Origin of the sequence: Myroides sp. JBRI-B21084 (assembly GCF_030545015.1) — a bacterium.
Taxonomy (GTDB): Bacteria; Bacteroidota; Bacteroidia; order Flavobacteriales; family Flavobacteriaceae; genus Flavobacterium.
In genome coordinates, this window is record NZ_CP120653.1 from 1,667,538 (window position 1) to 1,689,646 (window position 22,109).

A 22,109-nucleotide genomic window follows, 5' to 3' on the forward strand; every position below is an offset into this window, starting at 1 on the left:
CGTAATTATGGAATTTAAACAATTTAAAGCAGCTACGGTACAAACCGCACCTGTATTTTTAAATGTAGAGAAAACAATAGATAAAGCCATAAATTTTATAAAAGAAGCACATGAAAATGGAGCTAAATTAATTGCTTTTCCCGAAGTTTTTATAGCTGGCTATCCGTATTGGAACTGGGTTATGACACCCGTTCAAGGCAGCAAATGGTACGAAGAATTATATAAAAACTCGGTTGCTGTTAATGATGCATCTATGCAAAAACTATACAAAGCTGCAAAAGATTTCGACATGAATATTGTTATAGGAATTAACGAACGTGGCGATAGTTTTGGCGAAATTTATAATACCAATTTAATTATAGATAACAACGGAAATGTTATAGGCAAACACAGAAAATTAGTACCTACTTGGGCCGAAAAATTAACATGGACAAGTGGAGATGGATCTTCGTTAAAAGTATACAATACCTCTGTAGGTCCGGTAGGAACATTAGCTTGTGGCGAAAACACCAACACTTTGGCTCGATTTACTTTGCTTTCTCAAGGTGAATTAATACACATTGCTAATTATATTTCGCTACCAGTTGCTCCACCCGATTATGATATGGCCGAAGCTATTAAAATTCGCGCAGCAGCGCATTCGTTTGAAGGCAAACTGTTTACAATTGTTTCGTGTTCAACTATTTCGCAAGAAATTAAAGATGCATTACGTGCCGATGTTCCTAATATTGATGAATTATTAGATAGAAAAAATAGTGCTTTTTCTGGTTTTATTGGTCCAAATGGTGCGGTAATTGGTTCGCCTTTAATTGATGAAGAAGGAATTGTTTATGCCGATATTGATTTATCAAAATGCATACAGCCTAAACAAATGCACGATATATTAGGACATTACAACCGTTTTGATATTTTTGATTTACGCGTGAATATTGCACCTACTAAAAAAATTACATTTATAAATAAATCCGAAGATTAAAATTCTTCTTTAAAATATAAATAATATGGAAACACCACATTCAGACGACATTTATGGTCGTGCACGTGTACAAAACACTCCAGAATTAGAAGCTTATTACAAAGAATTAGAAAATTTAGGTGCAGGCGCGTTATGGACAGTAGCTAACGATATTGAACCATGGGAACCACGCTCTTCATCGATTCCTATGTTGTGGAAATACAGCGATTTAAGACATTTAGTTTTAAAATCTTCCGAATTAGTTACACCTGAACAAGCAGGTCGCCGTGTGGTTTATTTAGTAAACGATAAACGCAAAGATGTAAGTGCTGCAGTTGGTTGGTTATACACCGGAATTCAGGTTACGCGTCCAGGCGAATTTACCTCGGCACACCGTCACGCTGCTTCGGCTTTACGCTTTATTATGGAAGGCGAAGGTGGTTATACAGTTGTTGATGGTAACAAAATTATGTTAGAAGTTAATGATTTTGTAATTACCCCAAATTCTGCTTGGCATGAACACGGAGTTGAACCAGGTGGAAAAACATGTATTTGGCAAGATGGTTTAGATATACCTTTAGTAAATGCGCTTGAAGCCAATGATTATGCTGTTTACGATGGCAAACAACCTTTGGTTAAACCTTTAAACTTTTCACCCATGACCTATGGCTGTGCAGGTTTGTTGCCAGCCGATAAAGTTTGGGATAAACCTTATTCACCATTATTTAAATATTCGTGGACAAAAGTTTATCCTGCCTTGTTAGAAGCTGAAAAAGTAAACGAACTAAACCCTTACGATGGTATTTATATGAAATACAGCAACCCTATTACTGGCGGACACGTTATGCAAACTATGGGTGCAGCTATGCAATTATTGCCTGCTGGTTTTAAAGGCAAAGCACACAAACACACAGGTTCTATTGTATATCAATGTGCTAAAGGTAAAGGTTTTTCTATAATAAACGGACAAAGATTTGAATGGAAAGAGCGCGATATCTTTTGTGTTCCTAGTTGGGCATGGCACGAACATCACAATTTATCTGATACCGAAGACGCTTGTTTGTTTTCATTTAACGATTTACCTGTTATTGAAAGTTTAGGGTTGTATCAAGAAAAAGTTCTTGAAGAGAATGGTGGAAATCAGATTAATCAGTAAAAAAAGGATTTTATTTTCAGGTTTAATATTAACAAGTTTAATACTTATGGCGTTTTTTAGTTTCAAAAAAGAAAATAAAGAAGATCAATTTTGGAATTGGTTTATTAAAAACGAAGAATACATTTATAAAAATGTAGATAATCTCGAATTTAGAGATGCGATTTTCGACGAAATTACAGTACATTTTCAAGAAATTGATGAAAATATAACATTTGAATTTAGTCCAATACATGAAAATGGTAAAAGGGAATTTTCTATTTCCGCCGATGGTATAAAAGAGAGTTTTTCTGCTGTTAATAAATTGATTAGTAAAAGTCCAAAACTAAAAAATTGGCAATTTAATTCTTTTAGACAAAGAATACCAGGAGACCAGCTGATAATTAATTATGGGGATTATAAATTAGGATATAATGACATTTATTTTACATATTCTGCAGACAATGATAAATTAGGCATAGAATTATTCACTAGAAATTTTGATGATTCAGGAGAAATGAAAAATGCTATATACATTTTGTTAGATGGACTTATTGGTGAATATGATGTAACCGTTAATATAAGTTGGATTGAATGGAAAAAGTTAGAAGAAGAAAATATTCAAAACCTTCAACCTTTAATCGATTTAAGAAAAGTTATAGATCATAGAAAAAAACTTAACTAATGATTTTTCAACATTCATTATTTTTGTTTATGACTAACAAATACAGAATTAATGAGTAAAATTAGTAAATCATTTATATCTTTAAAATATAAAACACAATATTGCAAAAAAATAAAAATGAATACTTTTAAACCTATATTTGGAATGGCTATTGCCATAATCTTTATTATAATTGGTTTTTATTTAATTGGATTAGGCGATCAATTATCCGTTATAATTGGCTATGCAAATGTTATTTTTTCGTCAAGCCTACTACTATTTGCAGCTTACAAAATATTATTAAAAAAATAATTCTAAAATTATAAGTCAACTATTTAAAATGAAACTACTTACATACAAAACACAAAACAGCGAACCGCGCTTAGGATTTATTCACAACAATATGGTTGTTGACATGGAAGATTTTGGTGGAATTTCAAACTTTCCGTTACCAAACGATATGTTAGAATTAATTGACATGGGATTTGAAGTAATTGAAGAAATTACCCATTTAATTGAAGATACCCGCGAAGTTGACTTTGAAAATATTTCGTTGCCTTTAAACGAAGTTGAACTATTGGCTCCGATTGAAAAACCTCGTAAAAACATCATTGGTATTGGTTTAAATTATACCGAACACGTTGCAGAAAGTGCTCGAAGTTTAGATACTACCGGAAAATTACCTGTAAAACCAATTATTTTTTCAAAACCGCCTACAACTGTTACTGCAACAAACACCGAGATTATTAAAAACACTAAACTTACCCAACAATTAGATTGGGAATGTGAATTAGCAGTAATTATATCTAAAAAAGGTAAATACGTACCAAAAGCTGATGCTTTAGATTATGTTTTTGGATACACTGTAATTAACGATATTTCGGCACGTGATTGCCGTCGCGAAGGACAATGGATTGTTTCTAAAGGACAAGACACTTTTGCACCAATGGGGCCTTACTTAGTTACAAAAGATGAAATTGAAAATCCGCATAACTTAAATGTATCTTTAAAAGTAAATGGTGTAGAAAAACAAAACTCGAACACACAGTTTATGTTATTCAATATCAATTATTTAATTGAAGATTTAAGTACAGTTTTTACTTTAGAAGCAGGCGATATTATTGCAACTGGAACTCCAGCAGGTGTTGGTGCAGGTAGAAATCCACAAGAATGGTTACACCATGGAGACGTGGTTGAAGCTACTGTTGAAGGTATTGGAACGATAGTGAATACGGTTAAAGAGATAGCTAAATAACAAACATTTGCGTTAGGGATTGTAGTGAAAATCCTTTGCAATTATTGCATTTAAAAGCAATAATTGCAAAGATTGTAACGTAAGGCCCGACCTATAAGGGAACGCTCAAAAAAAAATATATAAATGAAAAAATATAGAATTGGACAAATTGTACCGTCGAGCAATGTAACAATGGAAACCGAAATTCCAGCTATTTTTAAAGCGCGCGAAACCATTTTACCAGAACGTTTTACGTTTCACAGCAGCAGAATGCGCATGAAAAAAGTAACTAAGGAAGAATTAGAAGCCATGGATGCCATGAGTTTAAAATGTGCTTTAGAACTTTCAGACGCACATGTTGACGTAATGGGGTATGCGTGTTTGGTAGCTATAATGAGTATGGGACGTGGTTATCATTGTGTTTCTGAGGTAAATTTACACCAAGAAACCGTTGCAAACGGCTTTCCTACTCCTATTGTAACATCGGCTGGTGCGTTAATTAACGGTTTAAATGTTTTGGGTGCAAAAACAGTATCGGTAATTACACCTTATATGCGCCCATTAACCGATATGGTGGTTGATTATATTGAACATCAAGGCTTTAAAGTAAATGAAAGTATTGCTTTAGAAATACCTGATAATTTAGAAGTTGCGGCTCAAAATCCGTTAAATTTATTGGATATTTATAAACAACTAGATTTAACGGGGGTTGATGTTTTAGTTGCTTCGGCGTGTGTGCAAATGCCTTCGCTAGAAGCTATTGATAAAATTGAACAAGAAATAGGTATTCCAGTAACATCGGCTGCTGTTTGTACAACTTACGAAATGATGAAAAAACTAGGAATTGAAGCAAAATCAACAATTGGTGGCACTTTATTGAAAGGAAATTATTAAAAAGAGGCTGTCTGAAAAATCAGTCTCATAGTCATTTCGCATTTGATGCGTAATCTCATACTTTTGATTTATAAAAATTATGAGAAGATGAACCGTGTTTGCGAATTGAACACAATTAATCTAGTTCAGCTTAACAATTAGATCCTTTTCAGACAGCCTCTTTAATTTTAAAATATACTTATATTTTTTGTAAAGCTTTAATTAAGTAATTGTTTTGCGTGTTGTAAAGCAGCTTCGGTTATTTTATTTCCCGAAAGCATTTGTGCAATTTCATGTATTCTTTCTTCATTTGTTAACAATTGTATCGTTGAAGTTGTAGCTTCATCATTGTCATATTTTGAAACTTTAAAATGTTGCTTTCCTTTCGATGCTACTTGTGGTAAATGCGTAATTGCAAAAATTTGCATATAATTGCCCATATCTTTCATAATATTGCCCATTTTATCGGCAACATCACCAGAAACACCAGTGTCAATTTCATCAAAAATTATGGTAGGTAAATTGCTTTTACTTGCTAAAATAGATTTTACAGCTAACATAATTCTAGAAAGTTCTCCGCCTGATGCTGTTTTTTTCAACAACCCAAATTGCATTCCTTTATTTGCAGAGAATAACCAATTTACTTCATTTTTTCCATTGGTTGAAAAATTTTCTGTAGCTACTAATTCAATTTTAAATTGCGCATTTGGCATACCTAATGGAGCAATTAATTGACTGATATTGCGTTCTAAATTAGTTAAAACTGCAGTACGCTTTTCATGTAACTTATTTGCTAAACTATTCAGTTCTTTTTCAGTTACAATTAATAAATTTTCTAATTGGACAATTTCATCATCAATTGTTTCTAAACCAGCTACTTTTTCAGATAATTCGTTTTGAATATGAAGTAATTCTTCAATAGTTGAAACGTGATGCTTTTTTTGTAATTGATAGATTTGTTGTAATTTTTGATTAAGAATTTCTAACTGATGTGGATCTGCAACTAATTGTTGCATAGCATTTTGAACTTCATCAGCAATATCTTCAATTTCAATAAAACTACTTTCTATACGTTGATATAAGCTTTCATACGCACCACTAATTTGTGCCAAACGCTGCATTTGTAACTTAACTTCGTATAATTGTTTACTAACTCCTAAATCTTCGTTTGTTAATAAAGCATTTGTTTGTTCTAAAAAACTGCCAACTTTTTCAACATTTGATAAAATTTCAAACTGACTTTCTAATTCTTCTTGTTCGCCTGCTTTTAAATTAGCTTGTAACAATTCATCTAACAAAAATGCATTGTAATCTTGTTCTTTAGCAATTAACAATTGTTTTTCTTTTAAGAGCTTTAAATCACTTTGTTGCTTTTTAAAAATTTGATATTGTTTTTGATAATCTTTTAAAAGCGAACCATTTTCTGCAAAAACATCAACCAATTGCAATTGATATTTTTCATTAAACAAATCTTGAGTTTGGTGTTGTGTGTGAATATCAATTAAAACTGTGCTTAATTGCTGCAAATTTTGTAGTGTTGTAGGAGCATCGTTTACAAAAGCGCGCGATTTACCAGTAGGAAGTATTTCTCTCCTAATTATAGTATCTTCTTCATAATCAAGTTCAAGTGCAGTGAAAAACGATTCTAAATTGTACGATTTTAAAGAAAATTGTGCTTCAATAATACATTTTTCATTTGAATTTCTCAAAACACTTAAATCGGCTCTTTTCCCTAAAACCAAAGACAAAGCATCAAGTAAAATTGATTTACCTGCACCTGTTTCTCCGGTAATTATGGTAAGATTATTAGAAAAATTAACCGATGCATGTGTAATTAATGCATAATTTGTAATTGATAAGTGTGTTAACATATCTTTTATATTACATACGGTTCCATTTAGCTCCGTTTGTAGAATTTATTCTTGTTAAAGTTTCAATAAGTTTGTTGGTATCAAAAGTTGGTCCTGCATTAAAAACATTAGTAATTTCATCGGCCTTAGCATCAAAGAAAATTCTTGTAACTAAAGCATTCGGTCTACTTTTATGTATGTTTGAAAGTGCATCAATTGCAGCAGCAATACCTGTTTTACCTTGATCAGGACTCGTAGCCATTAAATCTAAACCATTTATATGATAATTGTATAAAGCTTCGCGGTATGGTGCATACATATTAGCTAAAATATCGTTTATTAAAGCGTAACGATTGTTTTGTTCGCCCATTTTCCAACCTTTATCATCGTTTTGTTGCATCATGGCTACAACATTTGACGCTTTTTGAAAGTTAGTTGTTCCGCCGTATAACGAAAAAGTATCTGCATCTAAACCAACTACTACATGTGCATAATAGCTTAATAAACCAACTAAATTTGAATTGATTGCATTTTCTGAATAAACTAACGGTTCAAATTCTAAATAATTGAAATTTATAAACTTATCGCTAAAGTTAAATATTGATGTTCCATAACCTGAATTAAAAACCGGACGCGATGATTGAACTTGCAAAGTGCCAGAAAAAGCATTTGTATTGGCATCGTATGAATTTACAACTAACAACACATTACAATCAATTAATTCAGATTTTTTTACTGTATTGTTTGTAAATTTAGTATTGTTTAAAAAATCGCGCATGGCATTTTGTAAAGTACTAAACACCTGTTTATTTGATTGTTGAATTTTATCTGCATTTACAACAACATTTGCATTTAATTCTTGTGCAACTGCTGTGCTGCCCACAAGTAGTAAAAAAAACAATACAATTTTATTTAGCATAATTTTTTAAAATTTGGTCAATAATATCTTTAGCAACATCTTCTTTTGATTTTAATTCTTGCGGAAAGATATTAAAATCTTTATCAATAAAGGTAACTTTATTTGTTGGTTTTCCAAAACCGGCACCTTTATCATTTAACGAATTTAAAACAATTAAATCTAAATTTTTCTTTTTTAGTTTGGATTTAGCATATTCAATTTCATTTTCTGTTTCTAAAGCAAAACCTACTAAAAACTGATGCGTTTTTATTGCACCTAAAGATGCTAAAATATCAGGATTTTTTTCTAAAACAATGGTAAATTCTTCATCGTTTTTTTTAATTTTTTGGGTTGCTACTGTTTTTGGTCTGTAATCAGCAATAGCAGCCGCCCCAATAACAATATCTGCACTTTCAAAAACATCGTGACATGCCTGATACATATCATTTGCAGAAAGTATTTTTTGAACCTTTATTTGTGAATTATTTGTTTTTAAAGAAGTTGGTCCTGTAATTAGCACTACATTTGCTCCGCGATTTGCAGCTTCGTTTGCAATATCAAAACCCATTTTCCCAGTTGAATGGTTACCTATAAAGCGTACAGGATCAATAGGTTCGTAAGTTGGTCCGGCGGTAATTACAACTTGCTTTCCTTTTAAATCATTAGAACTATTTTTCGAAAAATATTCATTTAAAACATTTAACATAAATTCAGGTTCGGCCATTCTACCCTGCCCTATTAAACCCGATGCTAATTCGCCAAAGGCGGTTTCAATTTCAATATTTCCATAGCTAACTAATTTTTGAATGTTTGATTTAGTAGAAGGATGAATAAACATATCTAAATCCATAGCAGGTGCAAAAAACACTGGACATTTGGCTGATAAATACGTAGCCAATAATAAATTATCGCACAAACCATTTGCCATTTTTGCTAAAGTATTTGCGGTTGCTGGTGCAATAATCATTGCATCTGCCCACAAAGCTAAATCAACATGATTTGTCCATTCGCCAAAACTTTTTTCAAATTCTGTATAAACAGGTCGTTTAGATAAAGTTGCTAAAGTTAATGGAGTAATAAAAGCACAAGAAGCAGGTGACATGATTACTTGAACCTGCGCACCTGCTTTTATTAATAATCTAACAAAACTTGCCGTTTTATAAGCGGCAATACCACCTGAAATTCCCAGAATAATTTTTTTACCGCTTACGTTTTGCATTTTGTTTACTCTTTAAAAGTTAGATCACCTTTTAACCATTCTTCAACAGCAATTGCGTGTGGTTTAGGTAATTTTTCGTAGAATTTAGACACTTCAATTTGCTCTTTATTTTCAAAAACTTCGTCTAAACTATCGTTATAAGTAGCAAATTCATCTAACTTATCAATTAATTCTTTTTTAATTTCAGTATTAATTTGGTTAGCTCTTTTTGCAATAATTGTAATTGCTTCGTAAATATTACCTGTTGGTTTTTCAATTTCTGCTTTGTTGTAAGTAACAGTATTTACTGCAGCGTTGGTTTTCTTTAAATCCATTTTCTTATTTTGTTGAAAATTGTTGTAATTCTTTTTTTAAACGAGTAAGCATTTGGTTTGCTTCTTCTTTATACTTGGTGTTTGGGTCGTAAGATATTAAATCATCGTGCATATTAATTGCTTTTCGCAAACGATCTTCCATTTTAGAATATACACTATTTAATGCTAATTTATAAGCTGAATCGAATTTATAAAAAAGGGCATCTGTTTTATATATTGTTCCAGGATAATCTAACATAAAGTTATCTAAGGCAACAATAGCAGCGTTATAATCGCGTGTGTATTCACCAATTTTATTGAACAAACGTGCATTTTCGTATGCTTTAAGTTCAATTTTTTGATTTAATTCACGCATTTTTTCATTTGCTTCTTTTTTATATTGCGATTCTGGAAAAGCTGTTATAAATGTTTCAAATTTTTTAATTCCTTCGTATGTTGCATGTTGATCTAATGAAAAAACTTCAGACATTTCATAAGAAGCCATTGCTTCTAAAAACATCGTTTCTTCACGATTTGGGCTATTAAAATAAATGGTATTAAATTTTTGAAGCATGGGTTGTGCAGCTTCCCATTTTTTTGCATTATAATATGATTTACTATATTTATAATACATTGATTGAAAATTGGGTGCCCAACTTTCTTTTGCTTCTATTTGTTCATATAAACGGATAGCTTGTTTATATTTCCCTTTTTCGTATAGTTGGTCTGCAACTTCATTTTTATAAGCAGTATCTTCAACCTTTAACGCTTTTTGTAGCGGTGAACAGCTTGCAAATACTATTGCTGTGAATACTAAATACGAAATTTTTCTCATAAATTGTTATTGTTTATACAAAAGCTATATGTTTTATAGCAAACGCAAAGTTACTACTAATCTTTTTATGGTACAATATCTTTTAATAAAAAAAGATGCCCTAAAATAAGACATCTTTTTCAACATTTAAACTTAATGTTTCGTTAAATTATATTGCGGGTTGATTATTTTGTTGTGGAAAGTTTTTTATATCGTTATCAAATAAATACAATCCTCCTTTATCATCGCCAATTAAATTTATTTTATCTAAAATAGTACGTGCTGTTGATTCTTCTTCAATTTGTTCAGCAACATACCATTGTAAAAAGTTATGTGTAGCGTAATCACGTTCTTGTAACGATATGTGTACTAAGTCGTTAATACTTTTTGATACAAAAACTTCATGCTCAAACAACTGATTAAATAGTGTTTTAAATGACGAATGATCTAAATTAGGTTGTTCTACATTTGGTATTAATGCTTCGCCACCGCGTTGGTTAATGTATTTTATTAATTTTAACATATGCATACGTTCTTCGTCTGATTGAGCATACATAAATGTAGCAATCCCTTCAAAACCTTGGTTTTCTGCCCACGATGCCATAGCCAAGTATATTTGAGAAGAATCGCCTTCAATTTTTACCTGATTATTTAATGCTTTTTGTAATTCGTTAGATAACATAGTTTTATTTTTTTAGTTTAATTTTTTTAAAAAATCGGCTAAACGAGTTGATAAATCATTATTTACAGAAACTAATGGTAAACGAACTTGATTTTCGCATAGGTTTAAATGCTTAAATAATTCTTTTACACCTGCTGGGTTTCCTTGTTCAAAAATCATGCTGATAGAATCGGTTAATTTGTAATGAATTTCATAAGCTTCATCAACATTTCTTTTTAAACCTAAACGTACCATTTCTGAAAATTCTTTAGGAAAAGCTTCACCGATTACCGAAATAACACCCGCACCACCTGCTAATACCATTGGTAATGTTATTATATCATCTCCAGAAATAACTAAAAAGTCTTTAGGTGTAAAACGTATTAAATCCATTGCTTGTACTATATCACCTGCAGCTTCTTTAATACCTATAATATTTTTAAATTCGTTTGCTAAACGTGCAACCGTTGTAGGCAACATGTTACTTGCTGTACGACCTGGAACGTTATATAAAATAATTGGTAAAGGCGATTTTTCTGCTATCATTTTAAAATGCTGATAAATACCTTCTTGCGTTGGTTTGTTATAGTATGGCGATACCGATAAAATGGCATCAAAACCTTTTAAGTTATCTTGGTTTAATTGGCTAACTACATCCATTGTATTATTTCCACCAACACCTAAAACTAAAGGTAATCTGCCGTTATTGGTATCAATAATTGTTTGCTTTACTAAAGCTTGTTCTTCTTTTGTTAAAGTTGCTGTTTCTGCGGTTGTTCCTAAAACAACTAAATATTCTACACCACCAGAAATGTTAAACTCAACAATTTTTTGTAATGCCTCTACATCAACCGATAAATCTTTTTTAAAAGGGGTAATTAAAGCAACGCCTGTGCCAACAAATGATTTCATCTTTACAAATTAGTAATTAAATATTGTTTTAATTGAACAACTTACAAATTATTCGTTGTAAATTTGTTCCTTACAAAGTTAACTATTTTCATTAAATTAAAACATGAAATATATAAACTTACACAAACATTATTTTAAACTGTTTGCTTTTGTTTTTTTAGCAATTTTATTTACTAATTGTAATACCAAAAAATTCTATAAAACAAATTATGCACATTCGTTTATTCATGTTGGTTCTTTAGTTGTAGATGACGCTTTAGTTAATTCTTTTTTAACTCCTTATCGTTCTCATATTCAAAAAGATTTATCTAAAATCCTTGCTTACAATCCTCAAAATTTAGATAAGAATGATGGTAAATGGCAAAATAAAATGACTAATTTTTATGCCGATGCCATTTTAGAAACTGCTACACCTGTTTATTCTAAACAAACAGGAAATTCTATTGATTTTTGTTTATTGAATTACGGCGGAATTAGATCTACTATTGCAAAAGGAAACATTACAACACGTACTGCTTTTGATATTATGCCTTTTGAAAACAATGCGGTTGTTTTAAAAGTTAGTGGTAAGGTTGTTTGGGATTTATCTAATTTTATAGTTAAAAATAAAGTTGCACACCCTTTAAGCGGTATAGAAATATTTGTAGATAAAAACAGCTCAACCATTACCCATATTAAGATTAATAACATTTTGGTTGAAAAAACTAAAGAATACTATTTAGTAACTAACGATTATTTATCCAAAGGTGGTGATAACATGCAATTTTTATTAAATGCAACAGAAAATCATTCCTTAAATTTTAAACTTCGTAATATGTTTATCGATTATTTTACGAAAATCGATACGTTAAATCCATCTGTTAAACCTAGAATAATTTTTGAATAATGAAACGTCGAGATTTTATTTTAAAAACATCTGCAACTACAGCTTTAACTTTATCTGGGTTTGGTTTAAGTAGTTTTACTTCTGGAAAATCTAAACGAATTACCATTTTACACACCAACGATACTCATAGCCATTTAGATCCTTTTGATAGTTCCGATGACAAATTTCCAAACCAAGGAGGCGCAGCAAAACGAGCTACAATTTTTAAAAAAATAAAATCTGAAAATCCAAATACATTAATATTTGATGCTGGAGATATGTTTCAAGGTACACCCTATTTTAATTATTACGGAGGCGCTTTAGAAATTAAAATTATGAACATGTTACAATACGATGCTGGTACAATTGGTAATCATGAATTTGATAACGGTGTTAATAATTTAGCCGATCAAATTTCAAACGCTAAATTTGATATTCTAAATGCAAATTATGATTTTACAAACACTTTAATGAATGGATTTACAAAACCTTATAAAGTTTTTATAAAAGACGGAATTAAAATTGGCGTGTTTGGTTTAGGTGTTAAATTAGATGGTTTAGTAAATAAAAGCGAATTCGGCGAAACTGTTTGGAACAACCCAATTGAAATTGCCCAAGATATTACGAAAACTTTAAAAAATGATTTAAAGTGCGATTTAATTATTTGTTTATCGCATTTAGGTTACAGTTATCCTAATAATTCACAAATGATTTCGGACTTAGACTTAGCTGCTCAAACAAAAAATATTGACCTGATAATTGGTGGACACACGCATACTTTTTTAGAAGAACCTACTGTTGTTTTAAATAGTCAAGGTAACGAAGTTATAGTAAACCAAGTGGGATGTTATGGGGTAAGAGTTGGCCAAATTGACTTTTATTTTGATGCTTTTAATCAAAAAACAGCAACTTCAAAACTTATAAAAGTGTAAAAAAAAAATACGCCTTAAAAAATAGACGTATTTTAAAATATATAGTTGTAATAATTTTAGTTATAAAGAATGATTGCTTAAAACAATCATTTAAGTAGTAATGTGGTTTCTTTAATTATAAGTTAGAACACACTACAAACATTAAAGCTACATAAGTAATTAAACTTAAAATTCCTTTGTAAACGCTTTTCATTTCAATTGATCTCATATTGTTTATTTTTTACAATACAAATATCAGAACAGCGTATTATTTGAATATTTATTAAATATTAAGTAATTATTATCTTCTATTTTAAATATTATTCAATTTTTCAATAAATTCATTTTCGTTCCAAATTGCAATTCCTAATTTAGTAGCCTTTTCTAATTTAGCAGGTCCCATGTCTAATCCTGCCACTACAACCGATGTTTTTCCTGTAATTGAACTACCGTTTTTCCCACCGTTTGCTTCAATAATTTCTTTAATTTCATCTCTTGAAAAATGTTCAAATTTACCCGAAACAACCATAATTAAACCATCGAATTTATTAGAAACTTGAGTGTTTTCTTTCGCTTCAATTTCAAATTTTAAGCCGTATTTTTTCAATCTATTAATTATTTCTACATTAGCATCATTTGCAAAAAAAGATTGAATGCTTAATGCAATTTTATCGCCAATTTCATCAACATTTACCAGATCATCGTAATTTGCTTGCATTAATGCATCTATATTTTTATAATGATTTGCTAATTTTTTGGCTACTGTTTCACCAACAAATCGTATTCCTAAGGCAAAAAGTACTTTTTCAAATGCAATTTCTTTTGATGCTTCTATACCATTTATTAAATTATCTGTCGACTTTTCAGCCATACGCTCTAAAGGCAAAATAGCTGCTTTTGTTAACTGATATAAATCGGCATAATTTACAATTAAATTATTCTTTACCAACAAAGCAACTGTTTCACCACCTAAACCATCAATATTCATAGCTTTTCTACTAATAAAATGCTCTATTCTTCCAATAATTTGTGGCGGACATTCGTAAAAATTAGGACAATAATGTTGTGCTTCGCCCTCGTTTCGGATTAAAGCTGTATTACATTCAGGACAATGGGTAATATACTGTGTTGGATTACTATTTGTTGTACGTTTAGTTGTATCTACTCCAACAATTTTTGGAATAATTTCGCCTCCTTTTTCAACAAAAACGGTATCGCCAACACGTATATCTAGTTTTTCAATTTGATCGGCATTATGTAACGACGCTCTTTTAACTATAGTACCAGCAAGCTGTACAGGTTGCAAATTTGCAACGGGTGTAATAGCACCTGTTCTACCTACTTGATAAGAAATTGATTCTAACTGCGTGACAGCTTGTTCGGCTTTAAATTTATAAGCAATGGCCCAACGTGGATTTTTGGCTGTATAACCTAGTTCTTCTTGTTGAAATAAATCGTTAACTTTAATAACAATCCCGTCAATTTCGTAAGGCAAATGGTGGCGGTTTGTATCCCAATACGCAATAAAATCAAAAACTTCTTGCATGTTTTTTACCAACTTTGATTCATTTGGAACTTTAAATCCAAAGTTTCTAGCTGCTTGCAACGAAGTTTCATGTGTTTTAAAAAAATTGTTAGCACCTACAATATTATATAACAAACAATCTAAAGGGCGTTTTGCCACTTGCGCGCTATCTTGTAATTTTAAACTACCCGATGCCGTATTACGGGGATTTGAATATGGTGTTTCGCCAATATCTATAAGTTCGGCATTCATTTTTTCAAAACCTTCAATTGGCAAAATAATTTCGCCACGTATATCAAATTTTTCAGGAAAGTTTCCTTTTAATTTTAATGGAACCGATTTTATAGTTTTTACATTATTAGTTACATCATCGCCCTGAAAACCATCTCCGCGAGTAACCGCTTTGGTTAGCAAACCATTTTCATAAGTGATTGATATTGAAGCACCATCGTATTTTAATTCACAAACATACGCTACTGCTACATTACCTAATATACGTTGAATTCTATTTTCCCAATCAATTAAATCTTCTTTTGAATACGAATTTTCCAAAGAATACATTCTATTTTCATGGGTTACTGTGTTAAAATTTTTTGTAATAGTACCACCTACACGCTGTGTTGGCGAATTTACATCAAAATACTCAGGATTACTTGCTTCTAAATCCTGAAGTTGTTTAAGTTTTTGATCAAATTCTAAATCAGAAATTGTAGGTTTATCCAAAACATAATAATTGTAATTATGTTGGTTTAACTCATTTCGTAAGTCCGAAATAAGTTCAAAAATACTACTACTTTTATCTGCCATATTACTTACCTAAAAAAATTTTAATTTGCTCATATAATTCACCTTGGCTTAAAATTCCGCCTTGTTTAATTATATCAAAAATTTCTGTATTTCTATCTAATCCAAATTTTTTTGCTCCATATCTTATTTCAACATCGTTACTACCTAAATTATTACCAAGCCATTGAAGTCCTTCTTCTGTTAAAAAATTAATATCTTTATTATTAGTTTTCAATACAATTGTATCAATGTCAGTTTCATCAAACTGAAATAAAAAAATATGACTTGCAGAAAAATGTTCAATGTATTTTGCAGTTTTTAAAACACCTTCCCATACCAAGTCCGAAAAAACATCTAATTCTTGCTCAACAATTTCAGGTTTATCTATTTTTAACTGATCCCATTCTGCTTTATCAATTTGTTGCGAAGCTAAAAAATTAGAAAATTCAACATGTAACTCCTCTAATTGTTCTTTTGTTAAACGTGCGTATTTCATTAATTTCTTTTTTACAAAAATACAATCTAAATATAAAGAATTTAAAATTTACCTAAATAAATTATTCTTTTAACTGTAAGGGCAATCCCTTCCACTGCGTTGCAGGTCGGGCTCTCGCGAGTCGCTTTTGTTTTTTAGCAAAAACAAATAGCTCCAACAAACGCTCCATCCCTATTGCAATATAAATTGTATTAAATAATTAATTTTTGTTTTAAAAGATTAATACTGTTTATAAAATTTAAATAAAAAAATGTTCCTTTTTAAAAAGGAACATCGTTATCATCACTAAAACTACTGCCAAATATTTGTTCGCCAGGCGGCAAATCGCTAATAGTTTGTCGGTCATTCATACTTGAAGGAAACTCATCAAATGGCATAAAAGCATCATCTAAATTATCAAACTTACCAAATTTACCTAAGAATTTTAATCGAATGTTATCCAAACCACCGTTACGGTGTTTTGCAACAATAAATTCAGCCTGACCTTCGGTTGGGCTTTGTTCTTCATCGTCCCAAACATCAATTTTATAATATTCAGGTCTATAAATAAACGATACAATATCGGCATCTTGCTCAATTGCTCCCGATTCACGTAAATCAGACAATAACGGACGTTTAGATGAACCACGTGTTTCAACCGCACGCGATAACTGCGAAAGTGCAATTACCGGAATATCTAATTCTTTAGCCAAACCTTTTAAGTTACGTGAAATTGTTGAGATTTCTTGCTCACGATTACCACCGCCTTTACCATTTCCGCCTGCAGTCATTAACTGCAAATAATCTATTACTATTAATTGTATGTCGTATTGAGATTTTAATCTGCGGGCTTTTGCACGTAAATCAAAAATAGATAATGAAGGGGTGTCATCTATAAACAAAGGAGCTTTTTCTAAATCTTTTACTTTTACGTTTAGCTGTTCCCATTCGTGTTGTTCTAGTTTTCCTGTACGTAATTTTTCTGAAGACAAACCTGTTTCAGATGAAATTAAACGCGTAATTAACTGAACACTTGACATTTCTAACGAAAAAAATGCTACTCCTTTATTGGCGTCAATAGCTATGTTTCGCGCCATTGATAGTACAAAAGCTGTTTTACCCATACCCGGACGTGCAGCAATAATAATTAAATCTGACGGTTGCCAACCTGATGTTAATCCATCTAATTTATGAAAACCAGTTGGTAAACCCGATAAACCTTCGCGTTTACCAATTTCTTCAATTCTTTTTTTTGCTTGTGCAACTAATGATTGAGCGGTTTCGGTACTTTTCTTAATATTTCCTTGAGTAACGTCGTAAAGTTTAGATTCAGCTTGATCTAAAAGTTCAAAAATATCAGATGATTCATCATATGCATCTTCAATTATTTCTGATGAAATTTTAATTAAACTGCGTTGAATGAATTTTTGTAAAATAATACGTGAATGGAATTCAATATGCGCCGAAGATGCAATTTTTTGAGTTAAATTAATTAAATAAAAATCGCCGCCAATTAAATCTAGCTTCCCGTTTTTACGCAATTGGGTAGAAACTGTTAAGATATCAATTGGTTGACTAGCTTTAAATAACATTTCAATAGCTTCATAAATATGCTTATGTGCATCTTTGTAAAATGCATCGGGCTTTAAAATGTCTATCGCTTCATCAACACCTTTTTTATCAATCATCATTGCGCCCAACACAGCTTCTTCTAAATCAATAGCTTGCGGTGGAATTTTCCCTTTTTCTAGGGTTACAATATTTTGATTAATTTTAAAATTTGTATTTACAACTTTCTCTTGTTCCATGAAGCGAATTTAGTTTTTTTAAAACTATTTTGCTAACAAATTTTATTAACTATTTAGTTAATTTTATTTAATGTAGATTGTTGATAATTTTATAAAAAAAAAGTTAAGCATTCTGCTTAACTTTTTGTATTGTAGAAGTTTTACTCTGTAAATTCTCCCATGTTAGAATATTTTTCAATTCGTTCATTTATTAACGAATTTATATTTTTCTTACTTAATTCTGCATACGTTTTAACAATGGTTTGTTTAACTGTTTCAAACGTTTCTTCACGATCGTAATGTGCACCTCCAAGTGGTTCTGCAATAACATCATCAATTAAATGGTTCTTTTTCATATCAACCGATGTTAATTTTAATGCTTCGGCTGCAATTTCTTTATATTCCCAACTACGGAATAAGATTGATGAACATGATTCTGGTGAAATTACTGAATACCAAGTGTTTTCTAACATAAACACTTTATCGCCCACACCTATACCTAATGCGCCACCTGAAGCACCTTCGCCAACAATTATTACAATAATTGGCACTTTAATACGAAACATTTCAAAAATATTTCTAGCAATAGCTTCACCTTGTCCGCGTTCTTCAGCTTCTAAACCTGGATAAGCACCTGGTGTATCAACAAAAGTTACAATTGGCACATTAAATTTTTCGGCCATGCGCATTAAACGCAATGCTTTTCGGTACCCTTCAGGATTTGCCATACCAAAATTACGGTATTGACGCATTTTAGTATTCACCCCTTTTTGCTGACCAATAAACATAAATGATTGATCGCCAATTTTACCTAAACCACCAATCATGGCTTTGTCATCTTTAACACCTCTATCACCAAAAAGTTCTAAAAAGGTATCGCCACAAAGTGCTTTAATGTATTCTAAAGTATACGGGCGATTAGGATGACGCGATAATTGTACACGTTGCCATGCATTTAAATTACCGTATATTTCTTTTTTAGTTTCTTCTAATTTCTTTTCAATATTTTTACACGTTTCAGTAACATCAACATCTGATTCTTGCCCAATAATTTGGCATTTATCTAATTGTTCGTTTAGTTCTTTTATAGGTAACTCAAAATCTAAATACTCCATAAACCTTGTTATTTTGTGTGTTTTTGTGGCTACAAATATAGCGTTTTTTTAATTATACGATTGCTTTTTTCCTATTTTTAAAATAGGCATTTAATATAACTGTAAACAATATGATTAGGGCACCAATATAAAAAGCTGGTGTCATTTTTTCTTGATCTTTAAAAAAGATTACTGCCAAAATAATTCCGTAAATGGGTTCTAAATTAATGGTTAACATTACAGTATATGGCGATAAATATTTCATAATATCTATAGTTGCAAAAAAAGGATATGCTGTACAAATAGAGCCTAAAATTCCTAACCAAATAAAATCGTTGGGTTTAAAATTAAAATTAGCATGTGTAAAGCCATCTTTAAATAACAAAACAACTGCTAAAAGTAAAATTCCACCTAAAAGTTCGTAAAAACTTATTACAATACTGTCGTAATTTTGAGCGAGTTTACCATTTATAATTGAAAAAGTAGCTGATAAAAATGCCGAAATTAAAGCTACAAAAATTCCTAATTTATATTGTGTTTCAAATTGAAAAATTAATAACAAGCCAACAACTACCAAGCATCCAAGCAAAACTTCGTAGGCAATAAACTTACGTTTGTAAAAAATTGGTTCTAAAATAGAAGTAAAAAAAGCACCTGTAGAAATACAAGCTAATGTTATTGATATATTTGAAATTTTTATTGCATGAAAAAAAGTTAACCAATGCAAAGCTATTATGAAACCAAAGAATAAAAAACGAAGTATGTCGGCTTTTTTTATTGCTAAATTTCGCTTTTTAAAAAGTAAATAAAAATAAATTACTACAATAGCAATTACCATACGAGTAAAAACTAATGGTAAGGCTTGTAACGAAATTAATTGACCTAACAATGCCGTAAAACCCCAAATAAAAACAATAAAATGTAAATGTAACTGGTTTTTTAAATTAACGTTTTGCATTATTTAAAAGATATACAGCTAAAATTCCGAAAACTACATTTGGAAACCATACTGCGAATAAAGGATTAATACTAGAAGCTTCGGCTAATGTTCCAAAAATTTTATCGAAGAAAATGTATGTAAAAGCCAAACCTATACCCATTGCTAGGTTTACTCCCATTCCTCCTCTTCGTTTCATTGATGATACTGCAACAGCAATAATGGTTAGGATAAATGCCGAAACTGGAACACTGTATTTTTTATATTTTACTACTAAGTATGCATTTATATTTGCCGAGCCACGCATTTTTTCTTTTTCAATAAACTTATTTAATTCGGTAAGTGTCATTGTTTCCGCAGCGTAAATTGCTGGAGTTAAGTCGTCTACTTCAAAATTAAACTTTACTTTTTTAACAGGTTCTTTTTCAATTACATCGTCTAATTTACCTACAGTACGTTTTTGGTAATTATATAAAGTATAATCTTTCGTACTATCGTTGTAAACAATTCTTCCAGCTTCAATTTTTGAAACTAAATTAAAACCATCAAATTTTTCTAAAGTAAAATTATATCCTGTTTTATCGCTATAACTAAAATTACTAACGTAAATAAATTCGTTTTTGCTAATTTGTTTAAAAACGTTTTGGGTTTGGCGAATTTCTTTTCGTTTTAAATACTTAAATTTAAAATCGTTATAGCCTAAACTGGCTTTAGGTACAATAAAAAAGCCCATTAATAACGAAAAAATAAAAATAAAGGTTGCACCAATAATATATGGACGCAAAAAACGCATGTATGAAATTCCTGAGCTTAAAATAGCAACAATTTCAGTATTACCCGCAAGTTTTGATGTGAACCAAATAATTGATATGAACAAAAAAATAGGAAAAAGCATATTGGCAAAATATATGGTAAAATTGCCGTAATAGCCTAAAACTTCTATTAAAGGAATTCCGTTTTCTAAAATTTTATTAATTTTTTCGGCTACATCAATTGCTATTCCAATAGGAATAAACAACATAATCATTACAAAGAATGTTCCTAAATATCTTTTTAAAATGTACCAATCAATTATTTTCATTTGTAAAAAATTATAAGCGAGTGGCCATTTGTTTTACCATTTTTTCTTTCCAATTATAAAAAGTTCCAGCTAAAATTTGCTTGCGAGCTTCGCGTACTAACCACATATAAAAACCTAAATTGTGAATTGTAGCGATTTGTTTGGCAAGATACTCGTCTGATATAAATAAATGGCGTAAATAAGCTTTTGAATAATCGGTATCAACCCAAGTGTGTCCCATTGGATCAATTGGACTAAAATCATCGGCCCATTTTTTATTTTTTATATTGATGAAACCTTCGCTGGTAAATAACATTCCATTACGTGCGTTACGTGTAGGCATTACGCAATCAAACATATCAATACCTAAGGCTATGTTTTCTAAAATATTAATTGGTGTACCCACCCCCATAAGATATCGCGGTTTATCTTTTGGTAGAATATTAGTTACCACTTCGCACATTTCATACATTTCCTCTGCTGGTTCACCAACTGAAAGCCCACCAATTGCATTACCAACAGCACCTGCATTTGCAATATATTCTGCCGATTGTGCACGTAAATCTTTAAAAGTTGAACCTTGTACAATTGGGAAAAATGCTTGATCGTAACCGTATTTTGTAGGAACTTTTTCTAAATGATCGATGCAACGATCTAACCAACGATGGGTCATATGCATACTGCGTTTTGCATAACGGTAATCACAAGGATACGGCGTACATTCGTCAAAAGCCATAATGATATCGGCACCAATTGTACGTTGAATTTCCATTACATTTTCGGGTGAAAAGAAATGGTATGAACCATCGATATGTGATTTAAATTTTACTCCCTCTTCTTTAATTTTTCTTCTACCCGATAAAGAATAAACCTGAAAACCACCAGAATCGGTCAAAATATTACGATCCCAGTTCATAAATTTATGTAAACCACCTGCTTTTTCTAAAATTTCGGTTTTAGGGCGTAAATATAAATGATAGGTATTACCTAATATAATATCTGGATTAATATCTTCTTTTAATTCGCGCTGATGCACTCCTTTAACGGTAGCTGCCGTTCCAACGGGCATAAAAATTGGGGTTTCAATAACGCCGTGATCGGTTGTAATTACACCTGCTCTGGCTTTTGAATGGATATCGGTATGAAGTAAATCGAATTTCATTT

Annotated in this window: 22 protein-coding genes; 8 read left to right on the forward strand and 14 right to left on the reverse strand. The window is 31.0% G+C overall.

Annotated elements, in window-relative coordinates:
• Positions 1-7: 7 nt before the first annotated feature.
• The 6 genes from P3875_RS08090 (at position 8) to P3875_RS08115 (ending at position 4,879) form a co-directional block, all read left to right on the forward strand.
• Complete coding sequence (locus P3875_RS08090; RefSeq protein ID WP_303443458.1) at positions 8-976, forward strand: carbon-nitrogen hydrolase family protein; 969 nt, start codon at positions 8-10, stop codon at positions 974-976.
• Between the two features lie 25 nt (positions 977-1,001).
• Positions 1,002-2,111 carry a cupin domain-containing protein gene (locus tag P3875_RS08095; RefSeq protein WP_303443459.1) on the forward strand — a complete coding sequence of 370 codons (1,110 nt, stop codon included), beginning with the start codon at positions 1,002-1,004 and terminating at the stop codon, positions 2,109-2,111.
• Positions 2,086-2,772, forward strand: coding sequence for a hypothetical protein (locus tag P3875_RS08100; protein WP_303443460.1), 687 nt, complete (start codon positions 2,086-2,088; stop codon positions 2,770-2,772). The genes P3875_RS08095 and P3875_RS08100 overlap by 26 nt, the downstream gene beginning before the upstream one ends.
• 51 nt (positions 2,773-2,823) lie before the next feature.
• A complete protein-coding gene (locus P3875_RS08105) occupies positions 2,824-3,063 on the forward strand; it encodes a hypothetical protein (protein ID WP_303443461.1) in 240 nt (79 codons plus the stop codon).
• Between the two features lie 28 nt (positions 3,064-3,091).
• Positions 3,092-4,006 (forward strand): fumarylacetoacetate hydrolase family protein, encoded by a 915-nt coding sequence (locus P3875_RS08110; protein ID WP_303443462.1) that lies wholly within the window; start codon positions 3,092-3,094, stop codon positions 4,004-4,006.
• Between the two features lie 123 nt (positions 4,007-4,129).
• Positions 4,130-4,879, forward strand: a complete 750-nt coding sequence (locus P3875_RS08115) for a maleate cis-trans isomerase family protein (protein ID WP_303443463.1) — start codon at positions 4,130-4,132, stop codon at positions 4,877-4,879.
• A 197-nt stretch (positions 4,880-5,076) separates the two neighbouring features.
• On the opposite strand, the gene recN is transcribed toward P3875_RS08115, so the two are convergent.
• From recN to dapA, 7 genes are all read right to left on the reverse strand, one after another.
• Entirely contained in the window at positions 5,077-6,729 is a 1,653-nt protein-coding gene (recN, locus tag P3875_RS08120; RefSeq protein ID WP_303443464.1) for a DNA repair protein RecN, read from the reverse strand.
• Positions 6,730-6,739: 10 nt separating this feature from the next.
• Positions 6,740-7,627, reverse strand: a complete 888-nt coding sequence (gene porD / locus P3875_RS08125) for a type IX secretion system protein PorD (protein ID WP_303443465.1) — start codon at positions 7,625-7,627, stop codon at positions 6,740-6,742.
• Positions 7,617-8,825 (reverse strand): bifunctional phosphopantothenoylcysteine decarboxylase/phosphopantothenate--cysteine ligase CoaBC, encoded by a 1,209-nt coding sequence (gene coaBC, locus P3875_RS08130; RefSeq protein WP_303443466.1) that lies wholly within the window; start codon positions 8,823-8,825, stop codon positions 7,617-7,619. Before coaBC ends, porD begins: the two co-directional genes overlap by 11 nt.
• Before the next feature lie 5 nt (positions 8,826-8,830).
• Positions 8,831-9,139 (reverse strand): DNA-directed RNA polymerase subunit omega, encoded by a 309-nt coding sequence (locus P3875_RS08135; RefSeq protein WP_303443467.1) that lies wholly within the window; start codon positions 9,137-9,139, stop codon positions 8,831-8,833.
• 4 nt (positions 9,140-9,143) lie between these two features.
• Positions 9,144-9,953: an outer membrane protein assembly factor BamD gene (locus tag P3875_RS08140; RefSeq protein WP_303443468.1), complete on the reverse strand. Its 810-nt coding sequence runs from the start codon at positions 9,951-9,953 to the stop codon at positions 9,144-9,146.
• 148 nt (positions 9,954-10,101) lie between these two features.
• A complete protein-coding gene (locus P3875_RS08145) occupies positions 10,102-10,614 on the reverse strand; it encodes a ferritin (RefSeq protein WP_303443469.1) in 513 nt (170 codons plus the stop codon).
• 12 nt (positions 10,615-10,626) lie between these two features.
• A complete protein-coding gene (dapA, locus tag P3875_RS08150; protein WP_303443470.1) occupies positions 10,627-11,505 on the reverse strand; it encodes a 4-hydroxy-tetrahydrodipicolinate synthase in 879 nt (292 codons plus the stop codon).
• Between the two features lie 103 nt (positions 11,506-11,608).
• On the opposite strand from dapA, the gene P3875_RS08155 reads away from it, so the two are divergent.
• Together P3875_RS08155 and P3875_RS08160 are read left to right on the forward strand one after the other, a co-directional pair.
• Positions 11,609-12,391 carry a 5'-nucleotidase C-terminal domain-containing protein gene (locus tag P3875_RS08155; RefSeq protein ID WP_303443471.1) on the forward strand — a complete coding sequence of 261 codons (783 nt, stop codon included), beginning with the start codon at positions 11,609-11,611 and terminating at the stop codon, positions 12,389-12,391.
• Positions 12,391-13,302: a bifunctional metallophosphatase/5'-nucleotidase gene (locus P3875_RS08160; RefSeq protein ID WP_303443472.1), complete on the forward strand. Its 912-nt coding sequence runs from the start codon at positions 12,391-12,393 to the stop codon at positions 13,300-13,302. Before P3875_RS08155 ends, P3875_RS08160 begins: the two co-directional genes overlap by 1 nt.
• Before the next feature lie 292 nt (positions 13,303-13,594).
• Here the strand turns inward: P3875_RS08160 and ligA are convergent, their stop codons facing one another.
• The 7 genes from ligA to tgt all read right to left on the reverse strand — a co-directional run bounded on the left by ligA (position 13,595) and on the right by tgt (position 22,107).
• The gene (gene ligA / locus P3875_RS08165) at positions 13,595-15,613 is read right to left on the reverse strand and encodes an NAD-dependent DNA ligase LigA (protein ID WP_303443474.1); all 2,019 of its coding nucleotides are present in this window, start codon (positions 15,611-15,613) and stop codon (positions 13,595-13,597) included.
• A gap of 1 nt (position 15,614) precedes the next feature.
• Positions 15,615-16,088, reverse strand: coding sequence for a DUF6495 family protein (locus P3875_RS08170; RefSeq protein ID WP_303443475.1), 474 nt, complete (start codon positions 16,086-16,088; stop codon positions 15,615-15,617).
• A gap of 260 nt (positions 16,089-16,348) precedes the next feature.
• Complete coding sequence (dnaB, locus tag P3875_RS08175) at positions 16,349-17,875, reverse strand: replicative DNA helicase (protein WP_303443476.1); 1,527 nt, start codon at positions 17,873-17,875, stop codon at positions 16,349-16,351.
• Positions 17,876-18,015: 140 nt separating this feature from the next.
• A complete protein-coding gene (locus P3875_RS08180; protein ID WP_303443477.1) occupies positions 18,016-18,969 on the reverse strand; it encodes an acetyl-CoA carboxylase carboxyltransferase subunit alpha in 954 nt (317 codons plus the stop codon).
• A 52-nt stretch (positions 18,970-19,021) separates the two neighbouring features.
• On the reverse strand, positions 19,022-19,906 hold the full coding sequence (locus P3875_RS08185; RefSeq protein WP_303443478.1) for a DMT family transporter: 885 nt from the start codon (positions 19,904-19,906) through the stop codon (positions 19,022-19,024).
• Positions 19,893-20,966 carry an LptF/LptG family permease gene (locus tag P3875_RS08190; RefSeq protein WP_303443479.1) on the reverse strand — a complete coding sequence of 358 codons (1,074 nt, stop codon included), beginning with the start codon at positions 20,964-20,966 and terminating at the stop codon, positions 19,893-19,895. The genes P3875_RS08185 and P3875_RS08190 overlap by 14 nt, the downstream gene beginning before the upstream one ends.
• Positions 20,967-20,976: 10 nt before the next feature.
• Positions 20,977-22,107 carry a tRNA guanosine(34) transglycosylase Tgt gene (gene tgt, locus P3875_RS08195; protein ID WP_303443480.1) on the reverse strand — a complete coding sequence of 377 codons (1,131 nt, stop codon included), beginning with the start codon at positions 22,105-22,107 and terminating at the stop codon, positions 20,977-20,979.
• Positions 22,108-22,109: the final 2 nt, after the last annotated feature.

Coding starts and splice junctions, on each gene's coding strand:
- P3875_RS08090 (WP_303443458.1), top strand. CDS start 8: ATGGAATTTAAACAATTTAAAGCAGCTACGGTACAAACCGCACCTGTA.
- P3875_RS08095 (WP_303443459.1), top strand. CDS start 1,002: ATGGAAACACCACATTCAGACGACATTTATGGTCGTGCACGTGTACAA.
- P3875_RS08100 (WP_303443460.1), top strand. CDS start 2,086: ATGGTGGAAATCAGATTAATCAGTAAAAAAAGGATTTTATTTTCAGGT.
- P3875_RS08105 (WP_303443461.1), top strand. CDS start 2,824: ATGAGTAAAATTAGTAAATCATTTATATCTTTAAAATATAAAACACAA.
- P3875_RS08110 (WP_303443462.1), top strand. CDS start 3,092: ATGAAACTACTTACATACAAAACACAAAACAGCGAACCGCGCTTAGGA.
- P3875_RS08115 (WP_303443463.1), top strand. CDS start 4,130: ATGAAAAAATATAGAATTGGACAAATTGTACCGTCGAGCAATGTAACA.
- recN (WP_303443464.1), bottom strand. CDS start 6,729: ATGTTAACACACTTATCAATTACAAATTATGCATTAATTACACATGCA.
- porD (WP_303443465.1), bottom strand. CDS start 7,627: ATGCTAAATAAAATTGTATTGTTTTTTTTACTACTTGTGGGCAGCACA.
- coaBC (WP_303443466.1), bottom strand. CDS start 8,825: ATGCAAAACGTAAGCGGTAAAAAAATTATTCTGGGAATTTCAGGTGGT.
- P3875_RS08135 (WP_303443467.1), bottom strand. CDS start 9,139: ATGGATTTAAAGAAAACCAACGCTGCAGTAAATACTGTTACTTACAAC.
- P3875_RS08140 (WP_303443468.1), bottom strand. CDS start 9,953: ATGAGAAAAATTTCGTATTTAGTATTCACAGCAATAGTATTTGCAAGC.
- P3875_RS08145 (WP_303443469.1), bottom strand. CDS start 10,614: ATGTTATCTAACGAATTACAAAAAGCATTAAATAATCAGGTAAAAATT.
- dapA (WP_303443470.1), bottom strand. CDS start 11,505: ATGAAATCATTTGTTGGCACAGGCGTTGCTTTAATTACCCCTTTTAAA.
- P3875_RS08155 (WP_303443471.1), top strand. CDS start 11,609: ATGAAATATATAAACTTACACAAACATTATTTTAAACTGTTTGCTTTT.
- P3875_RS08160 (WP_303443472.1), top strand. CDS start 12,391: ATGAAACGTCGAGATTTTATTTTAAAAACATCTGCAACTACAGCTTTA.
- ligA (WP_303443474.1), bottom strand. CDS start 15,613: ATGGCAGATAAAAGTAGTAGTATTTTTGAACTTATTTCGGACTTACGA.
- P3875_RS08170 (WP_303443475.1), bottom strand. CDS start 16,088: ATGAAATACGCACGTTTAACAAAAGAACAATTAGAGGAGTTACATGTT.
- dnaB (WP_303443476.1), bottom strand. CDS start 17,875: ATGGAACAAGAGAAAGTTGTAAATACAAATTTTAAAATTAATCAAAAT.
- P3875_RS08180 (WP_303443477.1), bottom strand. CDS start 18,969: ATGGAGTATTTAGATTTTGAGTTACCTATAAAAGAACTAAACGAACAA.
- P3875_RS08185 (WP_303443478.1), bottom strand. CDS start 19,906: ATGCAAAACGTTAATTTAAAAAACCAGTTACATTTACATTTTATTGTT.
- P3875_RS08190 (WP_303443479.1), bottom strand. CDS start 20,966: ATGAAAATAATTGATTGGTACATTTTAAAAAGATATTTAGGAACATTC.
- tgt (WP_303443480.1), bottom strand. CDS start 22,107: ATGAAATTCGATTTACTTCATACCGATATCCATTCAAAAGCCAGAGCA.